Annotated in this window: 15 protein-coding genes and 2 riboswitches; of the genes, 12 read left to right on the top strand and 3 right to left on the bottom strand. The window is 40.7% G+C overall.

All coding sequences use genetic code 11. From position 1 onward, the window contains the following. Nucleotides 1-65: 65 nt before the first annotated feature. Nucleotides 66-1,193, top strand: coding sequence for an ATP-binding protein (locus BANVL01_RS01715; RefSeq protein ID WP_066084745.1), 1,128 nt, complete (start codon nucleotides 66-68; stop codon nucleotides 1,191-1,193). Between the two features lie 34 nt (nucleotides 1,194-1,227). Here the strand turns inward: BANVL01_RS01715 and mtnK are convergent, their stop codons facing one another. Then, the gene (mtnK, locus tag BANVL01_RS01710; protein ID WP_066084748.1) at nucleotides 1,228-2,412 is read right to left on the bottom strand and encodes an S-methyl-5-thioribose kinase; all 1,185 of its coding nucleotides are present in this window, start codon (nucleotides 2,410-2,412) and stop codon (nucleotides 1,228-1,230) included. A 105-nt stretch (nucleotides 2,413-2,517) separates the two neighbouring features. Further along, nucleotides 2,518-2,673, bottom strand: a riboswitch (SAM riboswitch). 240 nt (nucleotides 2,674-2,913) lie between these two features. Here mtnK and BANVL01_RS01705 point away from each other — a divergent pair. The 10 genes from BANVL01_RS01705 to BANVL01_RS01660 all read left to right on the top strand — a co-directional run bounded on the left by BANVL01_RS01705 (nucleotide 2,914) and on the right by BANVL01_RS01660 (nucleotide 11,840). Beyond that, nucleotides 2,914-4,092, top strand: coding sequence for a pyridoxal phosphate-dependent aminotransferase (locus tag BANVL01_RS01705; RefSeq protein ID WP_066084751.1), 1,179 nt, complete (start codon nucleotides 2,914-2,916; stop codon nucleotides 4,090-4,092). Nucleotides 4,093-4,171: 79 nt separating this feature from the next. Continuing rightward, nucleotides 4,172-4,282: riboswitch (SAM riboswitch) on the top strand. Between the two features lie 74 nt (nucleotides 4,283-4,356). Beyond that, nucleotides 4,357-5,568 carry a 2,3-diketo-5-methylthiopentyl-1-phosphate enolase gene (gene mtnW / locus BANVL01_RS01700; protein ID WP_066084755.1) on the top strand — a complete coding sequence of 404 codons (1,212 nt, stop codon included), beginning with the start codon at nucleotides 4,357-4,359 and terminating at the stop codon, nucleotides 5,566-5,568. Further along, nucleotides 5,569-6,243 carry a 2-hydroxy-3-keto-5-methylthiopentenyl-1-phosphate phosphatase gene (locus tag BANVL01_RS01695; RefSeq protein WP_066084758.1) on the top strand — a complete coding sequence of 225 codons (675 nt, stop codon included), beginning with the start codon at nucleotides 5,569-5,571 and terminating at the stop codon, nucleotides 6,241-6,243. Beyond that, complete coding sequence (locus BANVL01_RS01690; protein WP_066084760.1) at nucleotides 6,237-6,866, top strand: methylthioribulose 1-phosphate dehydratase; 630 nt, start codon at nucleotides 6,237-6,239, stop codon at nucleotides 6,864-6,866. The genes BANVL01_RS01695 and BANVL01_RS01690 overlap by 7 nt, the downstream gene beginning before the upstream one ends. A gap of 22 nt (nucleotides 6,867-6,888) precedes the next feature. Beyond that, nucleotides 6,889-7,419 carry a 1,2-dihydroxy-3-keto-5-methylthiopentene dioxygenase gene (locus tag BANVL01_RS01685; RefSeq protein WP_066084763.1) on the top strand — a complete coding sequence of 177 codons (531 nt, stop codon included), beginning with the start codon at nucleotides 6,889-6,891 and terminating at the stop codon, nucleotides 7,417-7,419. Nucleotides 7,420-7,662: 243 nt separating this feature from the next. After that, nucleotides 7,663-7,905, top strand: a complete 243-nt coding sequence (locus tag BANVL01_RS01680; RefSeq protein ID WP_066084766.1) for an aspartyl-phosphate phosphatase Spo0E family protein — start codon at nucleotides 7,663-7,665, stop codon at nucleotides 7,903-7,905. A 470-nt stretch (nucleotides 7,906-8,375) separates the two neighbouring features. Continuing rightward, nucleotides 8,376-9,200, top strand: coding sequence for an electron transfer flavoprotein subunit beta/FixA family protein (locus BANVL01_RS01675; RefSeq protein ID WP_066084768.1), 825 nt, complete (start codon nucleotides 8,376-8,378; stop codon nucleotides 9,198-9,200). Between the two features lie 36 nt (nucleotides 9,201-9,236). Next, nucleotides 9,237-10,268 carry an electron transfer flavoprotein subunit alpha/FixB family protein gene (locus tag BANVL01_RS01670; protein ID WP_066084771.1) on the top strand — a complete coding sequence of 344 codons (1,032 nt, stop codon included), beginning with the start codon at nucleotides 9,237-9,239 and terminating at the stop codon, nucleotides 10,266-10,268. Then, a complete protein-coding gene (locus tag BANVL01_RS01665; RefSeq protein ID WP_066084774.1) occupies nucleotides 10,261-11,556 on the top strand; it encodes an FAD-dependent oxidoreductase in 1,296 nt (431 codons plus the stop codon). Before BANVL01_RS01670 ends, BANVL01_RS01665 begins: the two co-directional genes overlap by 8 nt. Then, a complete protein-coding gene (locus BANVL01_RS01660) occupies nucleotides 11,556-11,840 on the top strand; it encodes a ferredoxin family protein (protein ID WP_040204690.1) in 285 nt (94 codons plus the stop codon). The genes BANVL01_RS01665 and BANVL01_RS01660 overlap by 1 nt, the downstream gene beginning before the upstream one ends. A gap of 217 nt (nucleotides 11,841-12,057) precedes the next feature. Here BANVL01_RS01660 and BANVL01_RS01655 read toward each other — a convergent pair whose 3' ends face one another. Beyond that, nucleotides 12,058-12,405 (bottom strand): hypothetical protein, encoded by a 348-nt coding sequence (locus BANVL01_RS01655; RefSeq protein WP_066084776.1) that lies wholly within the window; start codon nucleotides 12,403-12,405, stop codon nucleotides 12,058-12,060. 234 nt (nucleotides 12,406-12,639) lie between these two features. Between BANVL01_RS01655 and BANVL01_RS01650 the strand changes: the two genes are divergently transcribed. Then, on the top strand, nucleotides 12,640-13,152 hold the full coding sequence (locus BANVL01_RS01650) for a hemerythrin domain-containing protein (RefSeq protein WP_235845459.1): 513 nt from the start codon (nucleotides 12,640-12,642) through the stop codon (nucleotides 13,150-13,152). A gap of 24 nt (nucleotides 13,153-13,176) precedes the next feature. Here the strand turns inward: BANVL01_RS01650 and BANVL01_RS01645 are convergent, their stop codons facing one another. Then, nucleotides 13,177-14,415 carry an MFS transporter gene (locus BANVL01_RS01645; protein WP_066084780.1) on the bottom strand — a complete coding sequence of 413 codons (1,239 nt, stop codon included), beginning with the start codon at nucleotides 14,413-14,415 and terminating at the stop codon, nucleotides 13,177-13,179. Between the last annotated feature and the right edge of the window lie 90 nt (nucleotides 14,416-14,505).

Genomic DNA, 14,505 nt, shown 5'->3' with positions numbered 1-14,505 from the left:
TGTAGAATATATGACTTATAATACTATTTATTGGACGATTATTTATGTTCGCGGGGTGGCTACGGTTGGAGAAGCAGATCAAACAAGAAAGCGCTTTACCTCTTGAAAATAGTGAAATGCAGAAAGTGGAATTTGATTTACAGAAGAGCGAACAAAGATACAGACGGATTTTTGAAGATTCCATCGATGGCCTTATTTTATGGGATAATCAGCATCGTATTGTTGATATTAATTTGGCCGGTGAAAAAATGCTTTGCCTCCCAAAGGAAAGATTAATCGGATTTCGGTTATACGATTTATATACCCATCATGAAAGCAATACACAGGAAATAATACAACATATTGAACAGGTACTCAATAATGGGCATTGTACTCCTATAACCATTGTTGAAACAGTGGATGGCAAGAAGAAATATTTTGAATATTCCTCAAAAGCGGAAATCGTTGAGGGGTTGAATTTTACCGTTTTTAAGGATATATCGGAAATGATGGAAATGCAAGAGCATCTGCGAAAATCAGATACCTTAAATGTGATTGGCGAACTGGCGGCAGGAATCGCTCATGAAATTCGTAATCCGATGACAGCATTAAAAGGTTTCATCCAATTACTTGAAGGCAGTATCATGAAAGAGCATTCGATGTATTATCAGGTTATTACCTCGGAGCTTCAGCGAATTGATTCGATTATCAATGAATTTTTGATTCTTGCTAAACCGCAGGCAACTAGGTATGAAGAGAAGGAAATAACTCAAATCATGAAGGAGACTGTCGACCTGCTGACTGCACAAGCGGTCCTTCACAATGTTCAATTTGTTACGAACTATAATGAACAGCTTCCACCAATTTTTTGCGAACCAAATCAGTTGAAAAAAGTTTTTATCAATTTAATCAAAAATGCCATCGAAGTTATGCAAGAAGGCGGCAATATAACCATTACCATTAAGAAAATAGCCAATCGAATGAGTATTTCGATTGAGGATGAAGGGATAGGAATACCGAAAGAAATCATAAATAAGCTTGGCGAACCATTTTATACAACTAAGGACCAGGGAACCGGCCTTGGCTTAATGGTTAGCTTTCGCATCATTGCAGAGCATAAAGGAACTATCAATGTTGAAAGTGAAGAAGGGAAAGGGACGATTTTTCGGATCACCCTTCCAATTGAAGATAACAATGTTGCGATACCTAAGTAAAAGCAATCCGAATAACATCGGATTGCTTTTACGATTAAAGTACGCCTTTAACCGTACCAATAAAAGCTCCAAGATCCTTGATTTCTTTCCTTTGTTTGATAAGGATTCCCCCAAGTTCTAACGATTTACGTTTGGCAGCTAATCTAGTTTGCTCCTCTACAATACTATCTAAATCGGCAACATGTGCGAGTCCAATGGTTCTCCGGATTAGCTCACAGCCGGCAAATCCAAGAGCATCCTCGAAAAATTTAGCTAAATTGTAGTGTAAGAATGCAGAGGATTGTGCTAAATTTTCCTTATTTTCAGTATTCCAAAGGTGTGTGAATTGATCTTCAAATACATTCCACACTGTTTCAAGATGTTTGATAAAGAGAGCTTGGTTTTGCTCGTTCACTATGACTTGGAAAAGGAGATTCGCAAATACCTGGCCAATATCAAATCCTGCTGGGCCATAAAACGCGAATTCAGGGTCAATAACTTTTGTTGCTGAATTATCGGCAAAAATACTTCCAGTATGCAAATCTCCATGAAGGAGAACCTCTGCTTCAGTTAAAAAGCTTTTTTTCAAAACGTTCACATGAAATTTCAGCTCACCATCTTTCCAAAGATCCTCGACCGCAGCTCGCAAGCCAGCCTCAAACTCGTTGGTCTCTGCATCATAGAATGGATCGGTGAAAATTAAATCCTCGGTGATTTTGCAAAGCTCTGGATTGATAAATTGCTGAACCTGTTCTTTTTTTACAGACGGACTTAATCCATAATCGGATGTAAAAAATAGTGTTCTCGCCAGATATTCACCCAGATGTTGGGACAAAAGCGGGTAGGTTTCCCCTTTAATGAATCCCTTTCTCGCAATCAAAAGATGGGAGAGGTCTTCCATGACAGTCACGGCCAGCACGTCGTTGGTATAGTAAACCTCTGGAACATAATTTGGAGCAATAGAACCGAATATTTTCAAGGCATCTGCTTCAATCTTTGCCCTTTTAAGTGTCAATGGCCAGCTTTCGCCTACAACTTTGGCATATGGAAGAGCTTGTTTGATGATTACGCCTTTTCCGTTCTTTTCGTCGACAATATGAAATACTAAATTAAGATTCCCATCACCAATCTCCTTACAGGAAAGTTCAGGGTTATCAGAAAAAAGATTTAATGCTAGGGCTAACTCTTTGGCGGTAGTTTCGGTAAATGACTGATAGGTTGTTTGCTTTAATAGACTCATTTCTAAAAATCCTCCTAATTAGTGGAGGCTTATCCGTGCTTATTTCTGCACTAAAAAAGCCTCTTTCTCATCTGAAAGAGGCTAGAAGACGGTTACTCTTCGAACCTCTTATCTCTCAGAAAGACAAACATCTGTTGGAATTAGCACCGTGCCTGTTAGGGGACCCCTCCCCGGCGCAAATAGGCGCCCCATTTCATAATGGTTTTCCGGTCGGTTGCTGGGCTTCAAAGGGCCAATCCCTCAGCCAGCTCATGATAAGAGTAAATAAAATTTTCAGTTTTTTTCAATCTGATAAAAACTATACCAAGATTAAGTAATGGGTGTCAATATTTTTTATTATATCAGCAAGCCAATCCATCCAAAAGATAAGAACAGGAAATCTTTAATTTCAAGAATCTTCACCTCTTTTGAAATTTTCCCTTTACAAGCTAGTATAAAAGTTATAACATTTGTCACTAGAAATTCAACAATAATTTGAAAATAAAAAAGCAGGTGAGAACGATGAAGCAGTTTCCGTCATCGGAACTATTGAAAAGACTACCAAAACAATTTTTTGCAGGTCTTGTTAAAAAAGTGGGGGAATATATAGCCGCGGGCCATGATGTGATTAACTTAGGACAAGGCAATCCAGATCAGCCAACACCGCCCCATATTGTGGCAAGGCTTCAGGAAGCCGCGGCCAATCCGCTCAACCATAAATATTCGCCCTTTCAAGGATTTGGTTACTTAAAACAAGCTGCTGCAGATTTTTATTTAAGAGAATATGGTGTGACCATTGATGCAAACAAAGAGGTGGCGATTTTATTTGGCGGTAAAGCGGGGCTGGTCGAGATTCCTCAGTGTTTATTAAACCCAGGCGATACCATCCTCGTTCCCGACCCGGGTTACCCTGATTATTGGTCAGGCGTTGCCCTTGCACAGGCGGAAATGGTTACGATGCCTTTAAGAGCGGAAAATGATTTCTTACCGGATTATCAAGAACTGGATTCGGCTGCTTTATCAAAAGCAAAATTAATGTTTCTCAATTACCCAAATAATCCTACCGGTGCCACCGCAAGTGAGGAGTTTTTTGCGAAAACTATCAAACTGGCCAATGAAAATGATATTTGCGTCGTTCATGATTTTGCTTACGGTGCAATTGGCTTTGACGGTGTAAAGCCGGTTAGCTTTTTACAAGTAGATGGAGCGAAGGAAGTGGGAATTGAAATCTACACGCTGTCGAAAACCTATAATATGGCAGGCTGGCGGGTGGGATTTGCCGTGGGGAATGAAAGTGTTATTTCCGCGATTGAACTATTGCAGGATCATCAATATGTCAGTTTATTTGGAGCGGTACAGGAGGCAGCTGCCGTTGCATTAACGGGTCCCCAGGATTGTGTGAACGAACTTAATGATCTGTATGAACGGAGGCGAAATGTTTTAATTACTGGCCTTCTATCGCTCGGTTGGAATGTCACCGCACCAAAAGGCTCATTTTTTGCCTGGCTTAAGGTTCCCGATGGGTATTCATCTGAGGAATTTTCGACCATTCTTCTTGAACAAGCCCATATAATGGTCGCACCGGGGATTGGGTTTGGAGAATTTGGCGAGGGCTTTGTCCGTGTTGGTTTATTATCATCCGAGGAACGGTTAACGGAAGCTGTCAGAAGAATAAGTCGTTTAGAAATTTTTCGAAAATAGGGTTGACATTTTATTCTTTTCTTGGGATAATCCAAAATAAAGTTAAACATTGTGAAAAAATGAATAAATACGAATCGTTTTCTTATCAAGAGCAGGCGGAGGGAAAAGCCCGATGAAGCCCGGCAACCGACTTAAACCTTGTGGTTAAGCACGGTGCTAAATCTTGCAGCGACAAGCTGAAAGATGAGAAGATGGTTAGTTTGTGACGCTAACCTCTTCTTTTTGAAGGGGTTTTTTATGTTTTATCAAAGAGGAGTTTGAAATATGTCTGAATTAATTGCTACTTATCTCATACATGATGAGAAAAATCCCGAAAAAAAAGCCGAGGAAATTGCTCTTGGTTTAACGGTAGGGTCATGGACCAATCTGCCTGAATTAGAGCAAAGCCAATTGCGCAAGCATAAAGGCAGAGTAGTTTCGATTGAGGGATTACCTTCTGACAATGCGGATCAATCCCTTATTCGGATTGCCTATCCAACAATTAATTTTTCCAACGATCTTCCTGCTATCCTAACAACGGTATTCGGAAAGCTTTCTTTGGATGGAAAAATCAAACTGCTAGATTTGCAGTTTGATAACGGATTAAAAAGTTTGTTCCCTGGGCCAAGGTTTGGTATGGATGGCCTTCGTGAAAAATTAAATGTGTTTGATCGACCGCTGTTAATGAGCATTTTTAAAGGCGTGCTCGGTAAAGACCTTTCCTTTTTGGCTATGCAGCTCAAACAGCAAGCCCTAGGGGGAGTTGATTTAGTAAAGGATGATGAAATCCTTTTTGAAAATGAGCTGACGCCGTTTGAAAAAAGAATTACTGCCGGGAAACAGGTGCTTCGAGAAGTACAAGAACAAACAGGGCATCGTACCCTGTACGCGGTAAACTTAACCGGAAGAACATCACAGTTAAGAGATAAAGCAAGAAAGGCTGCAGAACTTGGTGCCGACCTCTTATTGTTTAATGTGTTTGCCTATGGTCTCGATGTCCTGCAGGAGTTACGAGAGGACGATGAAATAGCCTTACCGCTGATGGCACATCCTGCAGTAAGCGGTGCACTCACTTCCTCCCGCGAATATGGATTGTCACACTCCCTGCTCCTTGGCAAGCTGCTCCGTTACGCAGGTGCAGATTTATCATTGTTCCCATCACCTTATGGAACAGTAGCCTTGGAACAAACTTCGGCACTATCAATCGCAAGTGAGTTGACGAAGGAAGACGTGTTTAAAAAGGCATTTCCTGTTCCTTCAGCGGGCATTCATCCGGGATTAGTACCGTTGTTAATCCGTGATTTCGGGAATGATTCTGTGATTAACGCAGGTGGAGGAGTCCATGGTCATCCAGACGGTGCCCGCGGCGGCGGCCTTGCATTCCGGCAGGCGATTGAAACCAATCTCCAAGGCAAGCTACTGGTTGAGGGGGCTGAACAGTGCCCTGAGCTAAAAAAGGCACTCCAGCTATGGGGAAATGCCGAGGTGACTTCTTAAATGACAAAGCCGGTAATTTATTGTGACTTTGACGGAACAGTAACCGAAAGTGATAACATCATTGCCATTATGAAAAAATTTGCGCCCCCTGAATGGGTGCAGATCAAAGATCAAATCCTTTCCCGCCAGATATCGATTAATGAGGGCGTAGGAAAATTATTTTCACTTTTACCTAGTCACTTAAAGGAGGAAATTACCGCGTTTGCGATTAAGAATGCTAGGATTCGACCAGGCTTCAACGAGTTTGTTGAATTTGCACGCCAGGAAGGTATCCCTTTTTATATTGTTAGTGGCGGTATTGACTTTTTTGTTCATCCGGTTTTAGCAGATTATTCCCCGTTAGCTGGAATTTACTGTAATGAATCTGATTTTTCAGGTGAGACCATTAAGATTCTTTGGCCTTATGAATGCGATTCATTATGTAAAAATGATTGCGGCTGCTGTAAACCGAGTATCATTCGTAAACTGAACCACAATGAAGACAGCTTCAAAATCGTTATTGGCGATTCTGTTACCGATCTCGAGGCTGCCAAGCATGCTGACTTTGTGCTGGCCCGCGATTTACTGCTGGAAAAATGCGGGGAATGGGGGATTAATCATGAAGGGTTTACTACATTCTTTGATTGTATCGATGAAATAAAAAAAAGAATTGGGGCGGGTGAGCTGACATGTTAAGGGAAAGATGGACTGAACTGGCTGATGTAAAGGATGAGCTGGCAAAGCGGGACTGGTTTATGGGAACAAGCGGAAACCTTGCGATTAAAGTAAGTGATCATCCGCTGCGATTTTTGGTGACGGCAAGTGGGAAGGACAAACGCAAGCGTACAGCCGAGGATTTTCTCCTTGTGGACGAATTCGGTCGTGCAGTTGAAGAAACGCATCTTAAGCCATCAGCTGAAACGCTTCTACATGTTGAGATTTACCGCAAGACGAATGCAGGCTGCAGTCTACATGTCCATACGATTGATAATAACGTCATTTCGGAAGTTTATGGTGACAATGGCGAGGTAACATTTAAGGGGCAAGAGCTGATAAAGGCCTTTGATAAGTGGGAAGAAGAGGCTGTCCTGAAAATCCCAATCATTCGCAACTATGCCCATATTCCGACACTTGCACATGCCTTTTCTGAACAGGTTTCAGGGGATACTGGTGCCGTATTGATTCGAAACCATGGAATCACCGTTTGGGGAAGAAACGCATTTGAAGCAAAAAAAATCCTTGAAGCATCGGAATTTTTATTTCGCTACCAATTACGTTTGCTAGAGCATAAACCATATCAATTATTTAAGGTTGTATAATTAAAAGGGAGAGTTGATAAACATGGCATATATTACATTTCAAAGTAATGAAGAGCAAATCCACGGACAAGAGGAAGTCGCAAGCTTCCTAGAATCACAGGAAGTTATTTATGAAAATTGGGATATTAGCAAACTTCCGGCATCGCTCGTTGAAAAGTATCTTTTGAGTGATGTGGAGAAGGAAGAAATTCTTAGTACCTTTGCGGAAGAAATTGCAGATGTTTCCGCTAGAAGAGGCTATAAGGCTCAAGATGTCATCTCATTATCTGATAATACGCCCAATCTAGACGTCCTGCTTACCAACTTTAAAAATGAGCATCATCACACAGATGATGAAGTTCGCTTTATTGTGAGCGGCCATGGTGTATTCGTCATCCAAGGGAAAGATAGTGAGTTTTTTGAAGTCCATCTAAATCCGGGAGATTTGATTTCGGTTCCTGAAAATACAAGGCATTACTTCACACTTGAAGAGGACAGGAAAGTGGTAGCCGTTAGAATTTTTGTCACCACGGAAGGCTGGGTGCCGATTTACGAACATGAAGAAGTACATTAATAAGAAAAAACTGGCTGCCGCTTCTGTGGGCCAGTTTTTTCAATTATCAGTAAATAACCCAAATGGAATTTGTCGTAAATACAAGAAAAAACAAAAGTAATTTGTCGAAAAACAAAAGAAATAGAATGTTTTGTCTACTTTTGCGAAAGTGTTTACATTTACCTAAATTCTTGGCATAATTCTTCAAGTAGTCTACTTTTCTAAATGGTAGACAGTAAGAGTGTAATGGGTAGGAGGATCACATTGTATACGTATAGTAATAGTCAATCTGAAATGATTGAAGAGATAAAAGTCAAAAGAGAATTAATGATTAATAGCGCAACAACATTGGGCTATACGAGTGAAGAAACGATAAAATTTAGCCAAGAATTAGACGAATTAATCAATATGTACCAAAGGTTTATGGGACAAGCTTCAAGACCCAATGAAGAAGTAAAAATTGCCTTTAAACAAATGATGATGGTGTGGCCTAAATTATTAGTTTAAAGATAAAGAAAAGGTTATAACAATTGCACCTGTTCCTATTAAAGTTACATCATGAAGGCCTTCAATTTTTCCGATACCGAATTAAAATTAAACTATTAGGAAGGCCTTCCGGCACCTTTTGAAAACAAATTATTTTCAATTGGGAAATATTCATTCTCCATCTCCTCAGAGGCTAGCAAACGCCATCAAATTTTCCCGCAACTAATCATGTAATTCTACAATATTAGACAACTGTGATTTTTATCATTGTTTAAATCTCAATATTTCTTATAGTTATATTAGTACTATTTTCCTGTAATTTAACATTGCGATGAACTTTATATTTTTTCACTTCAAAAAAGAAAACGATCATTGTTTGGTACTATGCTTATGTGACGATTCATATATCGTTAATAAAGGCATTTTTTATAACCAAAGGAAGCAAACGCTTTCAACAATCTAGAGAATAAATGGAGGAGGGAAAGTCCTACATGCACATTGTCGTATGTGTCAAACAAGTACCCGATACAAAAATCATTAAAATTAATCCTAAAACCAACACACTCGACCGCCGAAGTGCGCCAGCCATCTTGAACCCTTACGATGCCCATGCCGTTCAAGAGGCCGTTAAAATCAAGGAAAAGACAGGCGGCACAATTTCGGTTTTGTCAATGGGACCGCCGCAAGCAACTGCTGTTATAAAAAAGAGCATTGAAATAGGTGCAGACTTAGGCTATTTAATTTCTGACCGTGCTTTTGCAGGTGCGGATACACTGGCAACAAGTTATGCCCTATCTAAAGCACTGGAAAGAATCAGCAAAGATCTTCCTGTCGATATGGTTATTTGCGGGAAACATGCCATTGATGGAGATACAGGACAGGTTGGACCAGGTATCGCAAGGAGGATGGATATTCCCCCTATTACCAATGTAATCGAGGTTTCGGAAGTCAATCAGCAGGAAAAAACCGTTTTAATTAAACGGAAATTAACCAGCGGCTATGAATTAATTCAGTCCGAATTGCCTTGCTTATTAACAGTTGAAAAAGAAATTAATGATATTGAATATTCACCAATGCCAAACATGATTAAAGCAGCAAGATATGAGCCAATAATCTGGGCGGTTAGTGATCTTGAAAATGTAGAACGCACGCAGCTTGGACTAAAAGGTTCACCAACTATCGTTGGTAAAATGTTTACACCTCCACGGCCAGAAGGCGGCATCCGGCTTGAGGGTTCTGCTGATGAGCAAGTTAGCAAGCTAATGGAAGTTTTGATGGAGAAAAAGGACCTGTTAACAATCCAGTCATCTAAATAAATTAAGATTAATCTTGTCTCGCAGGGAGGGGTTTACATGAATCTAGACGATTATCGTGGAGTCTGGATATTCATCGAACAAAACGATGGGAAAATCGAAGGTGTTTCCCTAGAATTACTTGGAGCTGGCAGGAAGCTGGCTGATAAATTACAAGTTCCGCTATCGGGATTTTTATTAGGCAGTGAAATTAAATCATTAGCAAATCAAGTGATTACTTATGGTGCTGATCAAGTATACATGGTCGACCATCCAGTATTAAAGAATTATCGGACAGAGTCCTATATGAAAGGCGTTATGCTCCTAGCGGAAAAATACAAACCAGAAATTATCCTTTACGGGGCAACACCAAACGGGAAAGACCTAGCAAGTGCCGTCGCTACGGATTTAAATACCGGGTTAACAGCAGATACAACGATGTTGGACGTGGATGTAGATAATCGATTACTAGAGGCAAGCCGTCCAGCTTTTGGCGGTAATATTATGGCAACCATTCTTTGTAAGAAGCATCGTCCGCAAATGGCCACTGTCAGACCAAAGGTCATGAAGGCATTAGAACCAGATACTGCAAGACTAGGCAAAATCATTGAAGAGAAAATATCACTTAAAGAAGAAGATATGCGCACAAAAGTGCTCCGAATTGTGAATGATGTAACAAAAAAGGCTAATTTGGCTGATGCCCATGTGATTGTCTGTGGCGGTAAGGGAATGGGAGATTTGCAAAACTTCCAGCTCATTCATGAATTAGCAGATACAATTGGAGCGAGTGTGGGCGGTACCCGTGATGTTGTCGAAGCAGGCTGGCTGCCGCATGAGCAGCAGGTTGGTCAAACTGGGGAAACGGTAACACCAAAAATCTATTTTGCGATTGGGTTATCAGGCGCAATCCAGCATGTCGTCGGCATGAAAAACTCTGAGTTTATCATTGCCATTAATAAAGATCCGAACGCACCCATCTTTGATGTCGCCACATATGGAATTGTAGGAGACGCTATGGAAATCATCCCTAAACTAATCGAGCAGTTTAAGCAGCTAAGGACAGAAAAAGGCGGTGAAATAAGCTATGCCTGAAAAATTTGATGTGATTGTTGTTGGAGCGGGCCCAGCAGGTACGGCTTGTGCCTTAACTTGTGCGAAGAGCGACCTTAACGTTTTGCTTATTGAAAGAGGGGAATATCCTGGAGCTAAAAACGTAATGGGCGGGGTATTATACCGCAAGCAAATGGAAGAATTAGTTCCTGAATTTTGGAAGGAAGCACCGCTTGAGAGACCGGTCATTGAACAGCGCTTTTGGATGATGGATAAAGAATCTGTCGTTCAATTCGGCTACAAAGGTCTTGAATGGGCCACTGAACCATATAATAACTTTACCGTGCTACGGGCGCAGTTTGACCAATGGTTTGCGAAAAAGGCAGTCGATGCTGGAGCCCTTTTGATTAACGAAACGGTTGTCACTGAATGTATTGTTGAAAACGGAAAGGTAGTGGGTGTCCGCACCGACCGCCCGGACGGAGAGGTTTATGCGGATGTTGTGGTACTTGCCGACGGGGTTAACTCACTCCTCTCGAAACAATTGGGCTTCCATAAAGAATTCCGTCCAGATGAAGTAGCCTTAACGGTTATGGAAGTTATTAATCTGCCAAAAGAAAAGATTAATGACCGCTTTAACGTTGAAGATAACCAAGGTTGTACGATTGAGATTTTTGGAGATTCAACAAAAGGAAATCTTGGTACCGCCTTCCTGTATACGAATAAGGAAAGCTTGAATATCGGCGTAGGAACAACCCTTTCAAGTATGATTAAAGCGAAAATAAAGCCATATGAGCTTCTTGATTACTTGAAAAATCACCCTATGGTCAAACCGTTGATTGCGGGCGGAGAATCAGCAGAGTATCTTGCCCACTTGATTCCAGAAGGCGGTTACCGTTCGGTTCCGAAGGTGGCTGGCAATGGCGTCATTATTATTGGTGATGCTGCCCAGCTTGTTAACGCCATTCATCGTGAAGGTTCGAACATGGCGATGTACTCTGGCAAATTGGCTGCTGAGACAATCGTTCAGGCAAAGAGCCGCGAGGATTACAGTGAGTCTAGTTTAAATAGCTACCGTGAAGCTCTTTATGGCAGCTTTATCATGAAAGATTTAGAGAAATACAAAGATGCGGCCCATACTTTTGAGAAGTATCCACAATACTTTAACGACTATGTGCCGATGATGAATAAAGCAATGAGTAAATTCTTTACCGTTGATGGGACGCCAAAACGCGAAAAGCAAAAACAAATCATGAAGAGTGTAACTGCAGAAAAAGGAACGCTTCGAGTATTGCAAGATTTATATCGTGCTTGGAAGGCGGTGAAATAATGTCAACGAAGAATATCGAGGAAAAACAGTATCTTCTCCGGTTTAAGTGTGATACAAAGTCCCATTTGACCGTGCTTGATCATGATGTTTGCATGACACAATGTCCCGATAAAATTTGTACAGTATTTTGCCCAGCGGAGGTTTATAAGTGGGAAGGAACACGGATGCAGGTAGGATATGAAGGCTGCCACGAATGCGGCAGCTGCCGGATTGGCTGCCCATATCAAAACATCAAGTGGGAATATCCAAAAGGCGGACATGGAATTGTCTTCCGGTTAGCTTAAATAAAAAAGTGCTGCTTGCCATACGCGAGCAGCACTTTTTTAGCCGATTGGAGAGTATAACTTTCCCATCAGGCATAAGTGCAACTACGCCTCATGAACCGCCTAACGGCTCGCCAATCGACGAGTTTTCTAAAAAAGAATAAATACCACTATATGTAGGTTTTTTCACAAGTGAGGGTAAAAAGAAGGTGAAGCAGTGGGTAAGTATTTTAGGAGTTTAGCTTATTTTCTCTAATAGGGCTGCTGAGGTAAGTTCATCTTTTATGCTTGATGCTGCTAATGACGAAGCAAGTGTGATGGCATGATCGATTAATTTCATCGGTGCTGAACAATAATATGGCTTTTGCCAATTAAAATCGCCTTCACTGTTAGCGGGATAAACACTCACTTTCCAGTGATAATAAATTTTTGGCTGTGGGAGTTGTACCCCTTCAACAGCGATGAGCCAGTGGGTAGAAGGTGAATATGGATTGTAAGTATCGGATTCTTTTAGTGTTATTAAATCATCTACACCAATTGCAATTAATTCCTTCGGATAAAAGTCATGATAATTTGGGGTTTTCATGTTTTTGCCCTCCCTTAAATGGTTTATCTATATTATATGAAACTTTTAAACATTTTTGAGTGATAAATGTTAAAATTTTTCAAAAAGTTTAAGCGTTTTCATAAAATGGACAAATTAGAAGCACTTTTTTAACATGTATCAATGAATGTGACCTATGTCACTACATTAAATGATGGTTCCTTTTATACTTGAGGCATTAAATGATGTATGAGGTGAATGATGATGAGTGGCTGTATGAGTGGTTTTGGGGGCATGCCTCAAGCTGAATTAAGTGAAGGGCTAAAACAATTAAAAAGTGAACATCCTCCATTATTAGGACAATTAGAAGAATTATATGGTTTAACACAACAAATTGATCAAGAAATCGATTTAGAAAATAATTTTAACGAATTAATTACCAAGGTCAAAGCATTTAAGGCAGCTCTTGACCCGCATTCAGAAAGAGAAGAAGGAGTTCTTTTCCCGATGATGGGTGTCTATATCGGCACAACTTCTGGACCGATTGCGGTTATGGAATATGAACATGATCAAGCGAAAGCAAATATTGGTGCTTTCTTATCAGCAGCGGAGGTTGGCCAAGGGTCGACTGTTGAAAAAAAGAAATTAGCTGAATTCATTCAAAATGCCTACTTTATCTTAACCGAGCATTTCTCTAAAGAGGAAAATGTGTTATTCCCAATGGCTGAACGAATGCTTACAGATGAAGAAAAAGTGGAATTATTGCGTAAAATCCAAGATATAAAATAAGGATGGACCCCCCGGGGGCCATCCTTATTTTATTTGATTCCACTCCCAAACCTTGTGATCAGAAGGAAGGAGGAAGGCGATTAGACCGAGCAGCGGCAGCACTCCGAGCCAGGTGATCATCGACTGTAAACCAATCCAATCGGCAATATACCCCAGACCAACAGAGCCAATTGCTCCCATGCCAAACGCAAGCCCTACTGTCAAACCAGACATCGTCCCAATTTTACCCGGAACTAATTCTTGTGCGTACACGACGGTAACAGAAAAACTGGTCATTAAGATAAATCCGGTAAGAATAAGGAAGATAAAGGCTATCGTTGGCGGAACATAAGGAATAAGAATCGAAAAAGGAACGGTTGCCAACATCGAAAAGGAAATAATGTTTTTCTTACCAAATCGGTCTGCCAGTGGACCTCCGAAAAATGTCCCGATGGCCCCGGAGACTAAAAATGCAAACAAAAAAACTTGAGATTCTTTAATTGAAAGTGCATATTCTTTAATGGCATAAAAGGTGTAAAAGTTGGTCATTCCCGAGGTGTACCAAGTTCTTGCAAAGATTAATAATAAAATCAAGGCTAATGTATTTTTTACCTCTCTAGACAAACCAGTCTTCTTGTCAACTCCAGCTTTCTTTTTCTTTGTTAAGTTTGGAGAAGCTATCAATCTCTGATTATACCAATTGGCGATATAAATTAATAAAATAACGGCGAGGGCGGCGACAATCGTAAACCAGGATGCGCCAATTTGGCCAAGAGGAACCAATACCAGGGCAGTAATCACTGGGGCTAACGCCTGGCCCGTATTTCCGCCAACTTGGTAAATCGATTGAGCGAGTCCTCTTCGCTTCCCGGCAGCCATATAAGCCACCCTTGAGCCTTCAGGGTGAAATACAGCGGAACCGAGCCCAATGAATAGAACAGACAAGACAATCATCCCAAAGCTTGAAGCAAACCCTAATCCAAGAATACCGACTAAGGTAAACGAGAGACCGATTGGCAGTGCATAGGGCATTGGCTTTTTGTCAGTAATGTATCCAACCATTGGCTGCATGACAGATGAGACCATATTTAACGAGAAAGCAATAATTCCGAGCTGTGTGAAGCTTAAACCCATTGATTTAGCTAAAATAGGAAACATTGCCGGTACAACAGCCTGAATAGCATCATTCAATAAATGGCAAAGTCCAATAATAAAAAGAATTTTATATATGGTCGATTCGGAGGCATTGGAATTATTCGCGGGCAATACTGCTTGTTGACTCATGGTATCCCTTCTTTAATAAAAGTATCTAAATATTTTCTATCCTATCTTACTACTTAATGGAGAAAATAAGAAATATTTATTTTCACATCC

Source organism: Neobacillus novalis NBRC 102450, assembly GCF_001591805.1.
GTDB classification, from domain to species: Bacteria; Bacillota; Bacilli; order Bacillales; family Cytobacillaceae; genus Neobacillus; species Neobacillus novalis.
The sequence above is the reverse complement of the archived record's forward strand: the minus strand, read 5'-3'. Positions and strand labels throughout refer to the sequence as shown.

Bases quoted from the DNA above. Each gene is read 5' to 3' on its own strand.
- mtnK (WP_066084748.1), bottom strand. From the start codon at position 2,412: ATGAGTCTATTAAAGCAAACAACCTATCAGTCATTTACCGAAACTACC.
- BANVL01_RS01705 (WP_066084751.1), top strand. From the start codon at position 2,914: ATGAAGCAGTTTCCGTCATCGGAACTATTGAAAAGACTACCAAAACAA.
- mtnW (WP_066084755.1), top strand. From the start codon at position 4,357: ATGTCTGAATTAATTGCTACTTATCTCATACATGATGAGAAAAATCCC.
- BANVL01_RS01695 (WP_066084758.1), top strand. From the start codon at position 5,569: ATGACAAAGCCGGTAATTTATTGTGACTTTGACGGAACAGTAACCGAA.
- BANVL01_RS01690 (WP_066084760.1), top strand. From the start codon at position 6,237: ATGTTAAGGGAAAGATGGACTGAACTGGCTGATGTAAAGGATGAGCTG.
- BANVL01_RS01685 (WP_066084763.1), top strand. From the start codon at position 6,889: ATGGCATATATTACATTTCAAAGTAATGAAGAGCAAATCCACGGACAA.
- BANVL01_RS01675 (WP_066084768.1), top strand. From the start codon at position 8,376: ATGCACATTGTCGTATGTGTCAAACAAGTACCCGATACAAAAATCATT.
- BANVL01_RS01670 (WP_066084771.1), top strand. From the start codon at position 9,237: ATGAATCTAGACGATTATCGTGGAGTCTGGATATTCATCGAACAAAAC.
- BANVL01_RS01665 (WP_066084774.1), top strand. From the start codon at position 10,261: ATGCCTGAAAAATTTGATGTGATTGTTGTTGGAGCGGGCCCAGCAGGT.
- BANVL01_RS01660 (WP_040204690.1), top strand. From the start codon at position 11,556: ATGTCAACGAAGAATATCGAGGAAAAACAGTATCTTCTCCGGTTTAAG.
- BANVL01_RS01655 (WP_066084776.1), bottom strand. From the start codon at position 12,405: ATGAAAACCCCAAATTATCATGACTTTTATCCGAAGGAATTAATTGCA.
- BANVL01_RS01650 (WP_235845459.1), top strand. From the start codon at position 12,640: ATGAGTGGTTTTGGGGGCATGCCTCAAGCTGAATTAAGTGAAGGGCTA.
- BANVL01_RS01645 (WP_066084780.1), bottom strand. From the start codon at position 14,415: ATGAGTCAACAAGCAGTATTGCCCGCGAATAATTCCAATGCCTCCGAA.